Annotated in this window: 16 protein-coding genes; 5 read left to right on the top strand and 11 right to left on the bottom strand. The window is 60.1% G+C overall.

Annotation, left to right across the window (positions count from 1 at the left end; genetic code table 11):
* Positions 1-8: 8 nt before the first annotated feature.
* Genes G5229_RS00705 through G5229_RS00695 form a run of 3 tightly spaced genes read right to left on the bottom strand, consistent with a single transcriptional unit; the run spans position 9 to position 1,208 of the window.
* Positions 9-467, bottom strand: a complete 459-nt coding sequence (locus G5229_RS00705; RefSeq protein WP_407959274.1) for a DUF6691 family protein — start codon at positions 465-467, stop codon at positions 9-11.
* 13 nt (positions 468-480) lie between these two features.
* Positions 481-894, bottom strand: coding sequence for a YeeE/YedE family protein (locus tag G5229_RS00700; protein ID WP_421208040.1), 414 nt, complete (start codon positions 892-894; stop codon positions 481-483).
* The gene (locus G5229_RS00695; protein WP_421208038.1) at positions 894-1,208 is read right to left on the bottom strand and encodes an ArsR/SmtB family transcription factor; all 315 of its coding nucleotides are present in this window, start codon (positions 1,206-1,208) and stop codon (positions 894-896) included. Before G5229_RS00695 ends, G5229_RS00700 begins: the two co-directional genes overlap by 1 nt.
* Positions 1,209-1,296: 88 nt before the next feature.
* Here G5229_RS00695 and G5229_RS00690 point away from each other — a divergent pair, with 88 nt between their 5' ends.
* From G5229_RS00690 to G5229_RS00680, 3 genes are all read left to right on the top strand, one after another.
* Complete coding sequence (locus G5229_RS00690; protein ID WP_244775065.1) at positions 1,297-1,482, top strand: YgaP family membrane protein; 186 nt, start codon at positions 1,297-1,299, stop codon at positions 1,480-1,482.
* 423 nt (positions 1,483-1,905) lie between these two features.
* Positions 1,906-2,310 carry a hypothetical protein gene (locus tag G5229_RS00685; protein ID WP_244775063.1) on the top strand — a complete coding sequence of 135 codons (405 nt, stop codon included), beginning with the start codon at positions 1,906-1,908 and terminating at the stop codon, positions 2,308-2,310.
* A gap of 228 nt (positions 2,311-2,538) precedes the next feature.
* Positions 2,539-3,267 (top strand): MgtC/SapB family protein, encoded by a 729-nt coding sequence (locus G5229_RS00680; RefSeq protein WP_201990472.1) that lies wholly within the window; start codon positions 2,539-2,541, stop codon positions 3,265-3,267.
* Between the two features lie 92 nt (positions 3,268-3,359).
* Here G5229_RS00680 and G5229_RS00675 read toward each other — a convergent pair whose 3' ends face one another.
* From G5229_RS00675 to G5229_RS00655, 5 genes are all read right to left on the bottom strand, one after another.
* A complete protein-coding gene (locus G5229_RS00675; protein WP_139740684.1) occupies positions 3,360-4,370 on the bottom strand; it encodes a substrate-binding domain-containing protein in 1,011 nt (336 codons plus the stop codon).
* A gap of 27 nt (positions 4,371-4,397) precedes the next feature.
* Complete coding sequence (locus tag G5229_RS00670; protein WP_421208035.1) at positions 4,398-5,813, bottom strand: glycoside hydrolase family 32 protein; 1,416 nt, start codon at positions 5,811-5,813, stop codon at positions 4,398-4,400.
* On the bottom strand, positions 5,813-7,177 hold the full coding sequence (locus tag G5229_RS00665) for a sucrose-specific PTS transporter subunit IIBC (RefSeq protein ID WP_421208033.1): 1,365 nt from the start codon (positions 7,175-7,177) through the stop codon (positions 5,813-5,815). Before G5229_RS00665 ends, G5229_RS00670 begins: the two co-directional genes overlap by 1 nt.
* 83 nt (positions 7,178-7,260) lie before the next feature.
* Complete coding sequence (locus G5229_RS00660) at positions 7,261-8,217, bottom strand: aminoimidazole riboside kinase (RefSeq protein WP_421208031.1); 957 nt, start codon at positions 8,215-8,217, stop codon at positions 7,261-7,263.
* A gap of 115 nt (positions 8,218-8,332) precedes the next feature.
* Positions 8,333-9,838: a carbohydrate porin gene (locus G5229_RS00655; RefSeq protein WP_421208029.1), complete on the bottom strand. Its 1,506-nt coding sequence runs from the start codon at positions 9,836-9,838 to the stop codon at positions 8,333-8,335.
* A gap of 1,192 nt (positions 9,839-11,030) precedes the next feature.
* Here G5229_RS00655 and mgtE point away from each other — a divergent pair.
* Entirely contained in the window at positions 11,031-12,410 is a 1,380-nt protein-coding gene (mgtE, locus tag G5229_RS00650) for a magnesium transporter (protein WP_216954257.1), read from the top strand.
* Positions 12,411-12,525: 115 nt separating this feature from the next.
* Here the strand turns inward: mgtE and dnaJ are convergent, their stop codons facing one another.
* The 3 genes from dnaJ to grpE form a co-directional block, all read right to left on the bottom strand.
* Complete coding sequence (dnaJ, locus tag G5229_RS00645; RefSeq protein WP_216954258.1) at positions 12,526-13,668, bottom strand: molecular chaperone DnaJ; 1,143 nt, start codon at positions 13,666-13,668, stop codon at positions 12,526-12,528.
* 101 nt (positions 13,669-13,769) lie between these two features.
* Positions 13,770-15,698 (bottom strand): molecular chaperone DnaK, encoded by a 1,929-nt coding sequence (gene dnaK / locus G5229_RS00640; protein ID WP_421208027.1) that lies wholly within the window; start codon positions 15,696-15,698, stop codon positions 13,770-13,772.
* Between the two features lie 297 nt (positions 15,699-15,995).
* A complete protein-coding gene (gene grpE / locus G5229_RS00635; protein ID WP_005338036.1) occupies positions 15,996-16,571 on the bottom strand; it encodes a nucleotide exchange factor GrpE in 576 nt (191 codons plus the stop codon).
* A gap of 291 nt (positions 16,572-16,862) precedes the next feature.
* On the opposite strand from grpE, the gene nadK reads away from it, so the two are divergent.
* Positions 16,863-17,747 (top strand): NAD(+) kinase, encoded by an 885-nt coding sequence (gene nadK / locus G5229_RS00630; RefSeq protein WP_005338038.1) that lies wholly within the window; start codon positions 16,863-16,865, stop codon positions 17,745-17,747.
* The last annotated feature ends 202 nt before the right edge of the window (positions 17,748-17,949 follow it).

The raw sequence follows: 17,949 nt of genomic DNA, 5'->3' as shown, positions 1-17,949 counted from the left end.
TCACGGGATCAGGCGGTATGGGACTGGCCCCCCTTATCCTTGTTCCGAGCCAGCACCCTGGCCAGCCCTCTGTCAAAAAGCAAGATCCCGGCCACCATGGCCGCTATAAACAACATTATCATGGGCTGCCCGCTGGAAATGAGACTCAGAGCAGGCCCAGGACAGATGCCCACCAGCCCCCAGCCGATGCCAAACAGCGCGGCCCCGCCGATCAGACGGCGATCCAGCCTGGGGGCCGGTACGGCGGCGATGGGCTCCCCCAGCACACTCTGGCGACGGGGTTTCACCAGCAGAAAATAACCCGGCATAAAGACCAGCAGGGCGCCCCCCATCACGAAGGCAAGGCTGGGATCCCAGGCCCCGGCCAGATCGAGAAAACCGGTGACCCGGGCGGGATCCATCATGCCGGAGATGGCCATCCCCAGTCCGAACAACACACCCGCAAACAAACTTGTCAGCAACTTCATGGCGATCAGCCCCTTACAGCAGATGATGAGTGACGAAGACGGTGATAAAGCCTGCCGCCATAAAGGTCAGGGTGGCGACGATGGAGCGCAGGGAGAGCCGCCCCATACCACAGATGCCGTGGCCGCTGGTGCAGCCATTGCCAAGACGGGTACCGATGCCGACCAGCAGACCTGCCAGCAGCACCACAGGCCAGCCGGGCAAGGTGGTGAATGCGGGCATGCGGGCCCAACCCAGAGTCAGCGCCAACCAGGCGCCCGCCCCGAGCCCCAGCAGAAACAGCACTCGCCAGTGCGCACGGTGTTGCAGCGCACCGGCCAGAATGCCGCTGATCCCGGCCACCCGGCCGTTGAACAACATCAGGATCAGGGCCGACAGCCCCGCCAGCATGCCGCCGCCCAAAGAGAGCAGCCATTGGCTTTCCATCATCAAGATTCTTTATTTTCTGAGTGACAAAAATGGGTTTGCAACGCCGCCAGCACATCGACGGCCGCCTCGCTCACCAGCGAGTAGTAGATCTGCTGGGAGACCTTGCGTGAACGGATCAGGCCATGGCGCTTCAATACCGAAAGTTGCTGGGAGAAGGCCGACTGCCCGAGTTGGCTATGGGCCAGCAGCTCCCCGACCCCCTTCTCCCCCTCCACCAGCTGGCAGAGCACCATCAGGCGTTCGGGATGAGCCAACGCCTTGAGCAGGGAGGCGGCGGCTGTCGCATGTCTGTTCATCTCGTCGAATTGGCTCATAAGAGTAAATTAGCAATTGCTGATATTTGTTCTATTGTATAAAACAACACTAAATTAGCAATATCTAAAGTAGAAAAGGAGAAAGACCATGACAGTAGATAACGGAGTCAGAATCGTCGCGGGTTGCATGTTGCTGCTCTCGCTGATCCTTACCACCTGGGTTCATCCGGGCTTTGTCTGGTTGAGTGCCTTTGTCGGGGTCAACCTGATCCAGAGCGCATTCACCGGTTTCTGCCCGGCCGCCATGCTCCTCAAGCGCCTGGTGCTGAAGTAACAGGTCGCGCAAGACAGGGGCGGTCCTGCTAGCGGGGCGTCATCGCGCGGCGATGGCTATCGTCGCTCCCTGATGCTTATGGAGGTAGCCAGTCGGCCCCATTATTGACAAACTTGTATCTAAATGTTGCTGGAAGGTCGATAAGGCTTTACCTCACCGCTCTGGATGAGTACGATTTTGCCGTTCTTAACACAGCGGAGACCATCAGTGGGCAACTCATCAAGTGACAGTTGTAGACCGACCCTCATCGTCGGTATCAAGGTCGCGAGCTAGCCGCAGGTCTTTCTCTGCCGCATGCTCGCAACCCTGCGAGAAGCGGAAATCCACTCCCCTCTTCTCTTTATTTCACACTTGACGTCAGGTGATCTGGCTTTGCCATGGCACCTTGCCTGCATAGTTTCTGCTTCCCACAAGGAGGCTGCTATGCGTTTTATCTCAATCAAACCGGCTGCGGATCGCGCGGTCGCAACAGGTTCTGTTGCACCCCGGGCTCACCCCCTGCTGAGCAAGCTGGGGCGCGGCATGTTGCCACGCTGGCTGGGCGGCAAACCGCGCCAGCACCACTATAGGCTGCAGATCCGCTGCGAGGATCGCGCCGATATGGAGCAGGTGCTGGATATGGTGAGCCACACCCTGCAACCGGCCGGACTGCAACCGATGCAATCGATGAAACCGGGTCGCAGCGGCGGGCGAGAGCTGGTGCTCAATGTGCACTGCACTCCACCCCAGCGCCGCTATCTGGTGCAGTTTGTTCATCAGGTCGGAGTAGCGCATCCGGTGCGCTGGGAGCTGCGTCCGCGCATCGACACGGCTCCCGAACTCAACTGACGCGCATCCTGCTGCACTAACGACCGTTCAAGGGGCCAGCCACGCTGGCCCCACTTGTTGCGTCCTCTCCGAGCGTCAGGGCATCTGATGATGCTCGCGCCCCGGAAGCTAAACCCGGGACGCTGCGTTTTTCTGCTGGCCATCCGCTCAATCCCCCTCTGATCCATCCGCCACCCGGCGTTTCATCATGGATTGTGCCAAGCCAGCTTTCATAAGAAGGAGTACGCCATGAAGATGTGGCAACAACTAGACATGCTCTCACTGCTCGACACTCTGGCTAGCCTGCTGCTCGCCTTTGTGCTCGGCAGTCTGGTCGGGCTGGAGCGCCAGTACCGCCAACGTACCGCGGGCCTGCGCACCAACGTGCTGGTCGCCGTGGGAGCCGCCCTGTTCGTCAGCCTGGCCCAGCGAATCTATGACCTGCACGGCGGCAACTACAACGTGGTCCATGTGGTGGCCTATATTGTCTCCGGCATCGGCTTTCTCGGCGCCGGCGTCATCATGCGCGAGTCGGGCAATATCCGTGGCATCAACACCGCCGCCACCCTGTGGGGTGTAGCTGCGGTCGGCGCCGCCTGTGGCGCCGGGCTCGCCATGGAGGCCATTCTGGGCGCCCTGTTCGTGCTGGCCGCCAACACCCTGCTGAGACCGCTGGTCAACCAGATCAACCGTCGCCCGGTAGACAATCTGGACACAGAAGTTACCTACAAGGTGACAGCCCTGACCCCGCGCGAGCATCAGAAGGAGGTGCTGCACTGGCTCGAGGAGATGCTGGAGCAGGCCAACTATCCCATGAGCGAGCTCGACATCGAGCCGTTTGGCGAGAGGGATCTGGAGATCTCGGCGGTGCTGCTGGCTACCTCCATCGATGGTGACGAGCTCGACGCCCTGATGGTGAAACTCGGCATTCATCCCCATATCAAGCAGATATTCTGGCGCGCCAGCACCACGGATTGAGTTGTCGATCAGAGTCATGGCTCCATCCACCAACGGCAAAAAGCCCCGCCAGCAATGGCGGGGCTTTCTCATATGGGATGGGCGAAGAGTGGCTAGCGGCGGCTGCGCCAGCGCACCCTGGGGGTGATCACCTGGGCAGTCTGCGCCGGGGGATTGCCCGCAATCAGTTGCTGCATCAGCTCGAAAGCGGCGAGGGCCAGCGCCGGACAATCCTGCGCCACCGAGTCGATTCGCATGGGAATGCAGTCGAGCAGGTCGTGATCGTCGAAGGTGCACAGCCGCATCCCTGTCTCCATCAACCCCGCCTCGTTGAGGTAGCGCAGTACCCCTTCCAGCAGGGTAAAGGAGGCGGTAAAGAGCCCCCTGGGAGGGGCTCCCAGCTCGGCCACCAGCTCAGCCATCAGCTGATAACCGGAGCTCGGCTGGTAGTCGCGATGGCGCACCCGGGCGGCATCGGCTTCAAAACCGGCGCGATGGAGCCCCAGCTCATAGCCCGCCAGCCGGTGACGGCTGGGGGAGAGATCCAGCAAACCGCCGAAGTAGTAGATCTGCTCGCCGCACTCGCTGGCCATATCCCGCACCAGCTCGGCGGTGGCCTTGCAGGCATCGGAGATCACCATGGGCAGGCGCGACTCGCCAATATGGCGGTCGAGCTGCACCACCGGCAGGCGGTCGTGGATGCGGGCATAGATGTCATCGCTGTGGCCGCTGGAGGCGACAATCAGCCCATCCACCTGGCGGCTGATGAGGTTGTCCACCACCCGCTGCTCGAGGGCGGGATCATCCTCGGAGCAGGCGATCAGCAGCTGGATACCCGCCTCCCGGCAGTGGGCCTCGAGGGCGCGGGCGATGCGGGCAAAACCGAAGTTGGTGAGATCGGGGATCACCAACCCCCAGGTGTAGCTGCGGGTCTCGCGCAGGGAGCGGGCATGAAAGCTCGGCAGGTAGTGACACTCCTCCGCCACCGCCTGAATGCGCTTGCGGGTATCATCGGCAATGCGGTACTCCGCACTCTTCCCGTTGAGCACCAGACTGGCGGTCGCCTTGGACACCCCCGCCAGTTCGGCGATCTGGGCAATCGTGATCCGTTTCTTCTTCTCCACCTGGCCTCCCGGCTGACTAGAACCGGGCTATTGTACTAGGCATGCCGACAGCGGCCAGTGATTGAGGCAAATTTTGCAGCCATCATCGCCGCTACCTGATGATAGTTGCGGCTTCTCCCCGGGGAAGTAGCGCGCCGACAGGCTGTGGCGACCCTCATCGATGAAACACTCCAGACTGGAGCGATCGCACAGCACGGTGATCCGCCCGCCAGCCCATGGGCTGCTGCGAGTCTCCCACGCTCCGCTCTGCCAGTTCTGGCGCCGCAAGGTGATGCGGTCCGGCTGCCACACCAGCTCGGCCACGGCGCCGAAACAGAGGCTCCCCTCACCGCAGAGATCCAGATCGAGCCAGGCCGAGTCGATGGCCAGCCCCGGAAATTCGCCAAGCGTCCCCTCGAAGCGGGTCAGTTCTCCCTTGAGCGCCGCAAGCTCCGCCACCGGCCGCTGGCAAAGCCACTCATCCTGCCAGAACAGCTCCCGCGGGCAGCTCATCTGGTGGATCCAGCCGTAAGCGACCGTAGGCTGGCTCATCTCGTTCTCCTCCGGCAGCCCCAACCAGCCAAACAGGAGGCGGCGACCCTGACTGTCCCGAGTGGTTTGCGGCGCATAGAACTCGAAGCCCCGGTCCAGCTCGTGGAAAGCCCCGTGCTCGAAGCGCTCGCCGTCGAAGTTGCCAGAAAGCCAGCCGCACTGGTAGAGGTTGCGATAATGCTCGCCTGCCGGGGCAATCCCCTGCGGGCAGCTGATCAGCACATGGCGCTCCCCCAGCGGGAAGAGATCCGGGCACTCCCACATATAGCCAAACTCACCCAGCCCCCCGCGCCCGCTACCGGCGATGGGCCCCACCCGCTGCCAGCTTTGCAGGGTGTCGCCGCGATAGAGCAGCACTTCGCCCTTGTCATCCAGGGTGCGGGCCCCCAGCACCATTAGCCACTGCTGGCCGTCGTGCCACACCTTGGGGTCGCGCACATGGCCGCTGTAGCCTGCGGGCAGATCCAGCACAGGCCCCAGCTTGGCAAAACCGCCCTCACCGTCGGCGCGGGCCAGACACTGATAGGCGGTGCGGCTGCCATCCGGGTATTTGACATTGCCGGTGTAGATAAGGGTCAGACGCCCCTGCTCGTCGCTCACCGCAGAGCCCGAATAGCAGCCGTGGCTCTCATAGGCTTCGGTGGGCAACAGCGCCACCGGCTCGTGCTGCCAATGCAGCAAATCGGTGGAGGTGACATGGCCCCAGCCCTTGTTGCGGTGCTCGCAGCCAAGCGGGTTCCACTGGTAGAAGAGGTGGTAGCGCCCGTCGTGCTCGATAAAGCCGTTGGGATCGTTAAGCAGCCCCACCGGGGCTGCCAGATGCCAGCGGGGCCGATGGGGATCGGCCGCCGCCTTGAGCTGTCCGGCCAGCAGCGACCGGACAATCTGGTTGAGAAGATCGCTTTCCTTCATCACTCCACCTTGTACTTGAGCAGGTAGGAAGCGGCGAAGGCGGCGCCAAAGGCGATCACCAGCCCGATGATGTAATGAACAAGGCTCATGGGCTGGACGATGGCCATGCCGGGAATACCGGTCAGCCCCACCGCCGTCATCCCCACCTTGGCCGCCACCACGTAGGCGCCGCCGCAGGCCCCGCCAAACAGACCGGCGAGGAAGGGTTTGATGTAGCGCAGGTTCACCCCGAAGATCGCCGCTTCCGTGATACCCAGCAGGCAGGACATGGCAGCCGGCACGGTAATGGCCTTGATCTTCACGTCGCGAGTCTTGAAGTAGACCGCGAGGCAAGCCCCACCCTGTGCCACGTTGGCCATGGCCCAGATGGGCAGCAGGAAGTTGACGCCAATTTGCGGATTGGCCAGCAGCCCCGCCTCGATGGCATGGAAGCTGTGGTGGATACCGGTGATGACGATAAGCGAGTAAGTGCCGCCAAACACCAGCCCCGCCAACCAGCCAGCCTGCTCATAGAGGGCGCTCAGACCGAACGAGATGCCATCCCCCAATACCCGACCCGCTGGGCCGATAAAGAGCAGCGCCACGAAACCGGTGATGATGACGGTGAGGAACGGCGTGAGGATTAGATCCAGCGCATCCGGAATGCGCTTGCGCAGCTGTTTCTCCAGATGGGACATAAACCAGACTGCCAAGAGCACCGGGAAGACGGTGCCCTGATAGCCGATCATCGCCACATCCAGCCCGAAAAAGTCCATGGTCTTGAAACCACCGGCCACGCCCCAGGCGTTAGTCAACGCCGGGTGGGTGAGGATGCCGCCAAGGGTCGCCCCGAGATAGGGGTTGCCGCCAAATTCCCGCGCCGCCGTAAAGCCGATGAGGATCGGCAGTATGATAAAGGCCGCCGAGCTGAACATGTCGAGCATCACAAACAGGGCGCTGTCGGCATTGGCCCAGCCGTAGGTGCGCACCATGCCGAGCAGCCCCATCAGCAGACCTGAGGCGACGATGGCCGGAATGATCGGCACGAAGATGTTGGAGAGGGTTCGCGCCAACCGCTGGGCCACGTTGAGCTTGGCCGCCGCCATGTCGGTCAGCTCAGCCTTGCTGGCGGTGCCGGTACCGGTCAGCGCCACAAACTCCGCATAGACCTTGTTGACCAGACCGGTGCCGAAGATCACCTGAATTTGGCCCGCGTTGCTAAAGCACCCTTTGACCCCCTCCAGCTTGTCGATGGCGGCCTTGTTTACCTTGCTGTCATCGGCCAGCACCAACCGCAGCCGGGTGGCGCAGTGGGCAGCGCTGACGATGTTCTCCTTGCCCCCGAGCAGGGGCACCAGATCCTTGGCTATCGCACTGATATTCATATTCTTCCTCTTATGACCCGCCACGCTGGCGGGCCCTTGTCACATGAGAGTAGGGGCTGTCGAGCCGGGCTTCTAGCCGCAGCTCAACAGCCGCTTGCGCCTGATCGCATAAAGGCATCCAGTTCGGAGCGGGTCGGCAGCGCCGTCATCGCCCCCTTGGCGGTGGTGGCGAGCGCCCCGCAGCCGTGAGCCTGAGCCAGGATGACGGACAGCTCGGCCAGAGTCGGCAGCGACGAGCGCCCGGCCAGGGCCGCCAGCAGCCCGGCGACGAAGGCATCCCCCGCCCCCGTGGTGTCGAGCGGGGTCACTTTCTGCCCCACCCACTCCAACAGCTCGCCACCCAGACGCGCCACCACCCCGGCCGCGCCCCGGGTCACCAGCACCAGCGCCGGGCCCGAGAGCGTATCAAGCCCGGCAGCCAGATCATCCTCACCGCTCAGCAGTTGCAGCTCCTCGATGGAGAGCTTGATCACATCCGCCTGTGCAATTGCCTGACGCACCAGAGACAACATCTCGGCGGGGTTGCCCCACACCTCGGGGCGCAGGTTGGGGTCGAAGCAGACCCGCCCGCCTGCCGCCTTGATGTCCGCCATGGCCTGCAGGCAGCTGATGCGTACCGGCTCGTTGGCGAGCGCGATGGAGCAGGTCAGCAGCCACTGACCGGCCTTGAAGCGGGGCAACTCATTTGGGGTGAGAAACTGGTCGGCGCTGGGGCGCACCATAAAGGTGAAGCTGCGCTCCCCCTCGTCATCCAGTTCTACCAGCACGGTAGAGGTGCGATGGTCAGGATCGAGCCGCAGCGCACCGATATCCACCCCCTCCCCACTCAGGGTATCGGCCATAAAGCGGCCGAACGGGTCAGCACCAACCCGGCCGATAAAGGCCGCATCGCCACCCAGCCGTGCCACGCCAACCGCCACATTGGCGGGCGCACCACCCGGACACTTGAGGTAGTGCAACGCCCCTTCCGGGATCAAGTCCACCACCGCATCCCCCATTACCCACACACGATTCGTCACCTTGCTACTCCACTGCTGCATCGGATCCACGGTCAAACCCGAACTCTGTTCTGTTGGCTGGCATTATCAGCTAAACCGTTTTAGCCAACCAACAGATCTCGGCACCGGCTGCCATTTTTGTGATCGGGATAACGAACTAGAACCAGGTTTCCATCTGCACACCAAAGTTCCACTCGCCACCGGCGGTGAAGTTGCTCTGGCCCATGGCATCGTCGCTGGCGTAGTTGTCGAGCTCGGAGGACCAGTCCATCCAGCTGGCGAACACCCGCAGTTCGGGCCGCTCGAAGAAACCGGCGGTCTGCGCCTTGAAGGTGGGGGCGAAGGTGAGCTTGGTGAAGTTGCCGTTCACCGCCTGGCGTCCCTTGTAACCCTTGGGATCGAGATCCATGTACTGCCAGGCCGCCTCGTAGACCAGCTCGACGTTCTGGCTCAGCACCTGCGCCACCCGGGTATTGAAGGTAAGCCAGCGGTACTCATCCCCTTTCACGTAGCGATCCTGACTCTGCTCGGCCAGCAGGGCCGGGGCAAAACGCCAGCGCGAGTTGAGATCGGTGGCGCCAAACACGGCGACCCGCACCGCATCGGCGTCCGGCAACAGCTCGCTGTCAGAGCCCAGCCCCTTGACCTCGGCCCCCAGCCCATGACCATACAACACCGCCGCCCTGGCAAAACCGGGGTTGAGGCCAAAGAAGCTCTCGCCGTGGTAGGCCAGCAGGGTGTGTGCCCCCTTGTCCGCCGCCTCGCTGCCCGCCCCCTTGTCATTGATGCGGGCGTCATTGTCCTTGGCCGAGAGACCGTTCACCATCCACTGCCAGTTGCCGACGCGGTTGTTCATGGTGAGGATGTAGCTCTCGATATCGGAAAGACCGCTGGCGCTGATGTCGCCGTAATCGCGGCCATAGAGGGAGAAATTGGCCTTCCAGCTATCGGCCAGCTGCACGTCGTAGACACCGCCGCCGGTACCGGCCAGGAACACCACGTCGGAATCGAGCCAGTGGATGTCAAAGTTGTCGCGATCAAAGCGCTTGCCCGCCCACAGCACCGCATTCTTGAAGGGGCCGTCGAAGCTCGCCAGATTGCCGATCTCGGCAAACACCTGACGGGTATTGAGGCTCGAATCGCTGGCGGTCCAGTCGTTGCTGGTCTCCACCCCGTCTGCCAGCATCAGCTTGTAGCGGGCCCAGCTGCCATCCTCGAAGGTCTGGGTTTTCAGCAGGTTGGCCTCCATATAGGTGTCATCCTCATTGCCAAGGCGACCGACGGCCCCGCCCACCGAACCGGCTGGCGTGATGTAGGGGCCGCCGCGCCCGCCGTTGCCATTGCCGTTGACCAACAGGCCCGAGCGGGCGTAGCCGTGAAACTCGAAGCCCTGGGCACCTGCTGTCTTCTCATCCATCTTCTGGCTGCGGTTGTCGGCCGCCTGCGCCTGCTCACTCGCCGCGCTCGCCTTCACTTCTGCCTGACTGGCACGGCTCTCTGCCGCCTCGGCTCTCGCTTCGGCTGCCTGTACCCGCGCCTCCAGCGCCGCCAATCTGGCCTCGACACTCTCACCTGCAATACTCGCCTGCGCCGCCCACAGCGGGCTGCTCATCCCCAATCCCAGCGCTACCGCCAGCGCCAACTTGCTCTTGAACATCATCATCTTCCTCACCTGTCATCTGTGGCCCGGACGGGCGCTGTTGTTATCGACAGCCAGAGCATAGCTAAACCAATTTAGCTAACTCAATATGACAACTAAACCGTTTCAGCAATAGTGTGAGCGGGATAACATTTGTACAGCAGGAATTGGCGGGAGTTGTGAGGAGGATCCCTCATCAGGATCCACTCAATAAGGCGGATCCCGATTCTGCGAGCAGCGACCCTGACAATGTGAATAGGAAGGGGGGCACCTCACCACCAACCGGATCAGGGTGCTGGCGATGGGTCTGCCAGGTATCGGCATACCCTATGCGTCATTCTGTTGGTGGAGATTGTTACACGCATTACACCATCAGGTTCGGCTACAAAGCAGCGTAAATAATACCGATCACGCATGCGATATGGCTGAATACGCGACATTCCTGTCGTTCAATTACCAAAATATCAATAAAGATGTTTCTAAATGTTTCTGGCGGTGGATTAATTATTTACCAATAAGAACCATTCCAGTAGCATCGCAGCATTGATTAATAACGGAGACCATCAGTGGGCAATTCATCAGATGACAGTAGGTTGTTGAGCTCGTCAGCCAATACCTGAGTCGCGAGATCCCCGCAGATTGTTCTGCCGCTATCTCGCACTATGCGGAGAGCGGTTTATTTGCACCTGAGTGCAATTCCTTCCCTGTATTCACTCGATGTCTGTTACTGACGCCATCCAATGCTACAGACTGGATGCGTAAATAATGCCTGCATGGGTCTTCTCCTGATATCAGGGTCACCATGTCATTACCACTGTTACCTCATCACGCCATGTTTTTCCGCCTCTGGCGTGCGTCAACGATGGCGAACCTCTATCGCTGCAGGTCAGTAGCCACAAGGCTTTTGACAAGGTGGCATGGGAGATGGCAACAGCCGCTAGCCGGGCGACGACCGTCCCGCGATCCGCTCCACCTTCATTTACTTGTGCCGAGTGCAACACCTGTTCATTCCCCATGCGTGGCTATTGACGGGTAAGCATATGACGATTCTTTACATCAATCAGGAGGTGTGTCATGGACCCTGACCCTGGAGCCGGTATCGGCGACTAGTCCGGATTAATTTTCGGGCGTTATTTCCTTATCTATTTTTGCTGATGTGATGTCAGTCGGAATTCTATTTTCTATTTTCCAGGCTGATGTATTAAAGGATATATAAATGCAATACCAAGATATTCACCAACAACTGTATGTACTGCTGCAAAACAAGGATCGTATGGGGATCCAGAGCCTCAGCCTGAATATTCATGAGGTCGATCTGGCACAAGCGATAAACCGCCTGACAGATAAACATATTCATACCTTTCTCAATCTGGTTCCTGCATTGCGTGCCGCACGCATCTTCCGCCATCTGCCCAGCGATATTCAGGCCAGCCTGGTACGTTCCATGGCCAAGCCCCAATTGGAGGAGTTGTGTACCCGCCTATCCCCCGATGACAGAGCCGATCTCTACAATCGTCTGCCCGCAGCCTTGCGCCAGACCCTGCTCGATGCGATGACAGATGAAGAACGTGAGGATACGCAACGGTTGGCCTCTTACCCGGAAAACCTCGTCGGCTCCATCATGAGCTCGGATTGTGCCAGCCTGACGGCTGACATCACTGTGGGAGAGGGGCTGCAACGGCTGCGCAGCACTGCTGCCGACAGGGAGAGTATTTATACCCTGTATGTCGTGGATGAAATGCGCCGCCTCATCGGGGTTGTCTCCCTGCGCGAACTGTTTCTCGCCGACAGCAAAACCCCCATCTCGGCCATTATGCAGCGCGAGCTGGTGAGTATTCAGGCCGATGCCCCCAAAGGCGAAGCCGCGGAGATGATCGCCCGTTACAACCTGCTGGCCCTCCCCGTATTGAATCAGGATCAGCAGTTGCTCGGCATGGTGACCGTGGATGATGCAATGGATGTTGCCGAAGAGGAAGATGCCAACCGGATTGCCCGCTTCGGTGGTACGGCTGCGCTGGGAGGTCCCGAACTTGATCTTCGCGCATCCAGCACCTTTAACATGTTCAGCGCCCGATTCTTCTGGCTGGCGGTCTTGACCGTATTCGGCATACTGACCAGCAATCTGGTCGCCGCTCAGGAAGAACTCATCAGCGAAGTACTGATCCTCGCAGCCTTTATTGCCCCTATTATCGACATGGGGGGCAACTCGGGCAGCCAGTCGGCCACCTTGGTGATCCGGGCAATGGGCATGGGTCAGATCAAGCTGAGCATGCGTGACTTCTTTTTCGTGCTGCGGCGCGATCTGCCCGTCGCAATGGCTCTGGGGCTGGGTGTCGCCCTGCTGGAAGGGGTGATGGCATTCTGGAGCAAGAGCATCGGCTGGGACATCGTCATGATTGTCAGCCTCTCTGCCATGACGGTGACTGTGGTTGGCAGCCTGCTTGGTCTGGTCCTGCCGTTTGCCGCACGGAAGATGGGGACTGATCCGGCAACCCTCAGCTCCCCCATGCTCACCTCGATCATGGATCTGTTGGGCGTGCTGATCTATTTTGGTTTCGCCTATGCCTTCCTCGGTGGGTCACTGGCTGCTGCCTGACAGCGCACAGCAGATGGGGGCAGCCAAACCACCGCCATCTCCGATAGTTCAAGATAAGAGAGAGAGGGAGGCATCACGCCTCCCTCTCTCTTTATATCGACACGGGTCTATGCCATCACTTGGTCAGATCGTCGAAGAAGCGTTTCACCCCTTCGAAGAAGCCTTCCGATTTCGGCTTGTGGGTCTTGGCAGCGGCGCCGCTGAAGGATTCGTCCAGCTGGCGCAGCAGCTCTTTCTGCTGCTCGGTGAGGTTGACCGGAGTCTCGATCACCACCTTGCACATCAGATCCCCTACCTGACCGGAGCGTACTGACTTCACGCCCTTGCCACGCATGCGGAACATCTTGCCAGTCTGGGTCTCCGGAGTGACCTTGAGCTTGACGCGGCCATCCAGGGTCGGCACTTCAATCTCGCCACCCAGGGCAGCTGCGGTGAAGCTGATGGGCACTTCGCAGTAGAGGTTGTTGCCGTCACGCACGAAGATCTCGTGCTCTTTGACGTGCACCTGTACGTAGAGATCCCCTGCCGGAGCTCCCGCTTCCCCCGCTTCCCCTTCACCGGAGAGACGGATGCGGTCGCCGGTATCGACACCCGCCGGAATTTTCACCGACAGGGTCTTGGTGCGCTGGTAGCGACCTTCACCGTGGCACTTGCGGCACGGATCCTTGATGATCTTGCCGCGACCGTGACAGTGAGGACACGCCTGCTGCACCGCGAAGAAGCCCTGACGCATCTGCACCTGGCCGGAGCCGTGGCAGGTCGGGCAGGTCTGGGCACTGCTGCCGGTGTGGGCACCGGAGCCGTTACAGACTTCGCAGTGGACCAGAGTCGGCACCTTGATCTCCTTGGAGACCCCGCGTACCGCCTCTTCCAGCGTCAGCTCCATGGTGTAACGCAGGTCGGAGCCACGGGCCGGGCCACGACGGGCACCACCACGGCCACCGCCGAAGATGTCACCGAATACGTCACCAAACATGTCGGCGAAGTCGGCACCGCCGCCAAAGCCACCGTGGCCACCGCCACCCTGGCTCGGGTCGACACCGGCATGGCCGTACTGGTCGTAACGGGCACGCAGGTTGGCATCGGTCAGGACCTCGTAGGCTTCCTTGACCTCTTTGAACTTCTCTTCGGATGCGGCATCACCCTGGTTACGATCCGGGTGATACTTCATGGCCAGGCGCTTGTACGCCTTCTTGATCTCGCGATCGTCGGCATCTTTCGCCACACCCAGTACTTCGTAGAAATCGCGCTTCGACATACTCATCCTGTGGTTACGCAGACGGGCGTTGGTTACCCAACGCCCGTGAATTCATTGACCAAGCCGATGGGCGAAGCCTGCTTCGCCCATCTGGGTAGGGCTTACTTCTTGTCGTCTTTCACTTCTTCGAACTCGGCGTCGACTACGTCATCGTCAGCCTTGGCAGAAGAAGAGGACTGACCGGCATCAGCACCGGCTGCACCCTGGGCCTGAGCCTGCTGCTGGGCAATTTCCATCAGCTTCTGGGACGCTTCCAGCAGAGCCTGCTGTTTGGCTTCGATAGCAGCCTTGTCGTCACCCTTGATGGCAACTTCCAGCTCGCTCAGCGCGGCTTCGATCTTGGTCTTGTCGTCGGCAGGCAGGGCCTCACCGGCTTCGGTGATCTGCTTGCGTACGGAGTGGACCAGACCATCAGCCTGGTTGCGAGCCTGTACCAGCTCTTCAAACTTCTTGTCCTCGGCCGCGTTGGCTTCGGCTTCGCGTACCATGCGCTCGATCTCGTCATCAGACAGACCAGAGGAGGCCTGGATGGTGATCTTCTGCTCTTTGTTGGTCTCTTTGTCTTTCGCAGAGACGTGCAGGATACCGTTGGCATCGATGTCGAAGGTCACTTCGATCTGCGGCAGACCACGCGGTGCCGGACGGATGCCTTCCAGGTTGAACTGGCCCAGAGACTTGTTGTCGCTGGCGCGCTTGCGCTCACCCTGCAGCACGTGAATGGTCACGGCAGACTGGTTGTCTTCGGCAGTGGAGAACACCTGGGACTTCTTGGTCGGAATGGTGGTGTTCTTCTCGATCAGCGCAGTCATCACGCTACCCATGGTTTCGATACCCAGGGAGAGCGGGGTAACGTCCAGCAGCAGTACGTCGGTCTTGTCACCGGACAGTACGGCGCCCTGGATGGCAGCACCCATGGCCACGGCTTCGTCCGGGTTGACGTCTTTACGCGGCTCTTTGCCAAAGAACTCGGCAACGGTCTTCTGAACCAGCGGCATACGGGTCTGACCACCGACCAGAATCACGTCGTCGATCTCGCCAACTGCCAGACCGGCGTCTTTCAGGGCGACACGAACCGGCTCCAGAGAGTCTTTCACCATGTCTTCTACCAGGGATTCCAGCTTGGCGCGGGTCACCTTGATGTTCATGTGCTTCGGACCGGTGGCATCTGCAGTGATGTACGGCAGGTTGACGTCGGTCTGCTGGGCAGAAGAGAGCTCGATTTTGGCTTTCTCGGCGGCATCTTTCAGACGCTGCAGAGCCAGCTGGTCGTTGCGCAGGTCGATGCCCTGCTCACGCTTGAACTCGTCTACCAGATAGTTGATGACGCGGTTGTCGAAGTCTTCACCACCCAGGTGGGTGTTACCGTTGGTCGCCAGAACTTCGAAGGTGGTTTCGCCTTCCACTTCATCGATCTCGATGATGGAGATATCGAAAGTACCGCCACCCAAGTCATATACGGCAACCTTGCGCTCGCCCTTGACCTTGTTCACGCCGTAAGCGAATGCAGCAGCAGTCGGTTCGTTGATGATGCGTTTTACATCCAGACCGGCGATGCGACCGGCATCCTTGGTAGCCTGACGCTGGGCGTCGTTGAAGTAGGCCGGAACAGTGATAACGGCTTCGGTTACCGGCTCGCCCAGATAGTCTTCAGCGGTCTTCTTCATCTTTTTCAGCACTTCGGCAGAGATCTGCGGCGGTGCCATTTTCTTGCCCTTCACTTCAACCCAGGCGTCGCCGTTGTCAGCTTTGGCGATGGCGTACGGCATGATTTTCAGGTCACGCTGCACTTCTTCATCTTCAAAACGACGACCGATCAGACGCTTGATGGCGAACAGGGTGTTTTTCGGGTTGGTGATGGCCTGACGCTTGGCCGGCTGACCAACCAGGATCTCGCCATCATCGGCATAGGCAATGATGGACGGAGTAGTACGATCGCCTTCTGCGTTCTCGATCACGCGAGCAGTGTCGCCATCCAGAATAGCGACGCAGGAGTTGGTAGTACCCAGGTCAATACCGATGATTTTACCCATTTGACGAATCTCCAAATACTTTGAATAAACTGGCGAGGAACTCGCCTTAATGCGTTAACGGCTAGGTGGGGGCTGCCAATCTGGCTTTCAAGCTCCCGGCATCAAATTTTTTGTGCCGCCGCGGCCTTGCTACCTATATGGGGTCGCCAGACGCAGCTTCAAGCCCCAACCCTAAAAAACCACACCCTTTGTCATGGTTGCGCGGTCACGTTGAGCCGTAAACCAGGCAAGATGAGCGGGTGCTGCACTGCTAAACAAAAAGCCCGCCACAGGGCGGGCTCGGGCACCCACAGCCAATCAGTCGACCGCTTTGGCGATCATCACCATGGCCGGACGGATCACCCGACCGTTGAGGTCATAGCCTTTCTGCATCACTGCGATCACGGTGTTCGGCGCCACATCGGCACTCGGTACCATGCTCATCGCCTGATGGGCATTGGGGTCAAACGGCTGGTTGATCGGGTCGAGCGCCACCAGACCAAACTTGGCCACACCGCTCTGCATGGATTTCAGGGTCAGCTCGACACCTTCGATCATCGGCTTGAGGGCTTCGTTCTCCTTGTCGGCCAGTTCGATGGCTCGCTCAAGGTTGTCCAGCACCGGCAGCAGTTCGTTGGCGAACTTCTCCAGAGCAAACTTGTGCGCCTTCTCCACATCCAGCTCGGTACGACGGCGCAGGTTCTCCATCTCGGCGGCGGTACGCAGGGCGCGTTCACGCTCTTCCGCTGCTTTTTGAATGGCGGTTTCCAGCTGCGCTTCCAGTTCGGCAATACGGGCCTGCTCGGCTGTCACTTCACTGTCTACATCGGTCGGCTCGACTGGCTGGGCTTCCACTTGCTCCATCGCTTCAACCTTTTGCTCTTCGTGGTTCATGACATCTCCAATTCCGGGGTTACTTATGAGGGCCCTGACGTCTGGTTGAGCGACCGGACGACAACAGACCGACTATGTTGGCGCTATTATGGGGATGCATCCCCGGCTTTCAAGGGGTAAAGGGCAATCAGGGTTGCTGAATAGCCGCAACCGTCGGTTTATCCGGGTTACCGCTCACCGTTTAACCAGTAGCCTCAAGGGGATAGCCAGCCCCGTCACACGGGAGAGCGTCACAAGCGGAGCAAAGCACTGTATACTGGCCCGCAATACCCATCCCAGATCTGACTGACTATGGATTCTCCGTTCAAAACCATCGCCCTGATTGGCAAACCCCACCATGAGGGGGCCAACCAGACGCTGACCGGCCTGCATCAATACCTGACCGCCCGCGGCTTTCGGGTTCTGGTGGAGAGCCGGGTCGCCCAGACCCTGAGCATCCTCGATGAAAACGTGATGGATCTGGTGCAACTGGGCCAGCAGGCCGATCTCGCCATCGTGGTCGGCGGTGACGGCAACATGCTGGGGGCGGCGCGAGTGCTGTCGCGCTTCGATGTAGCAGTGATCGGGGTCAACCGGGGCAACCTCGGCTTTCTGACCGATCTCTCGCCACAAGATTACCTGCTGCCGCTGGAGCAGGTGCTCTCCGGTCACTACAAGAGCGAACACCGCTTCCTGCTGGAAGCCTCGGTCTATCGCCACGGCGAGCGCAAGTCGAGCAATCTGGCGGTGAATGAAGCAGTGCTGCACCCGGGCAAGATCGCCCACATGATCGAGTTCGAGGTCTATATCGATGGCAGCTTTATGTATAGCCAGCGCTCGGACGGCATCATAGTGGCCACCCCGACCGGCTCGACCGCCTACTCCCTGTCGGCAGGTGGCGCCATCCTCACCCCCAAGCTCAACGCTATAACGCTGGTGCCCATGTTCCCGCATACCCTGAGCAGTCGCCCCATCGTGCTCGATGCCGACAGCGAAGTACGGCTGCTGGTATCACCGGACAATCAGGACGATGCCATGCAGGTCAGCTGTGATGGCCAGGTGACCCTGGCGGTCCACCCGGGGGACGAGATCCTCATCAAGAAGAGCCACCACCAGCTTCATCTGGTGCATCCCCTCGACTACAGCTACTTCCACGTGCTGCGCAACAAGCTCGGCTGGGGCAGCAAGCTGTTCTAATCAGCTTTGACCGACAACGGCATTGCCAGAGAAGGGCGCCTGAATTGGCGCCCTTCTCTTTTTTGTCGTGGCAACGTCCCCTGCATTCTCATATCCGTACCGCGTCCCAATAGTCAGTACCGCATTTTCATAGCCATACCACACTGGCTCCCCCCTTCCTGTGTTAAAAATGGCGGCGCCCTCTTTACTGTATATAAGACCA

The organism is Aeromonas sp. 602396 (assembly GCF_049173735.1).
GTDB lineage: Bacteria > Pseudomonadota > Gammaproteobacteria > Enterobacterales > Aeromonadaceae > Aeromonas > Aeromonas veronii_A.
This window is presented reverse-complemented; position numbering and strand designations above follow the sequence as displayed.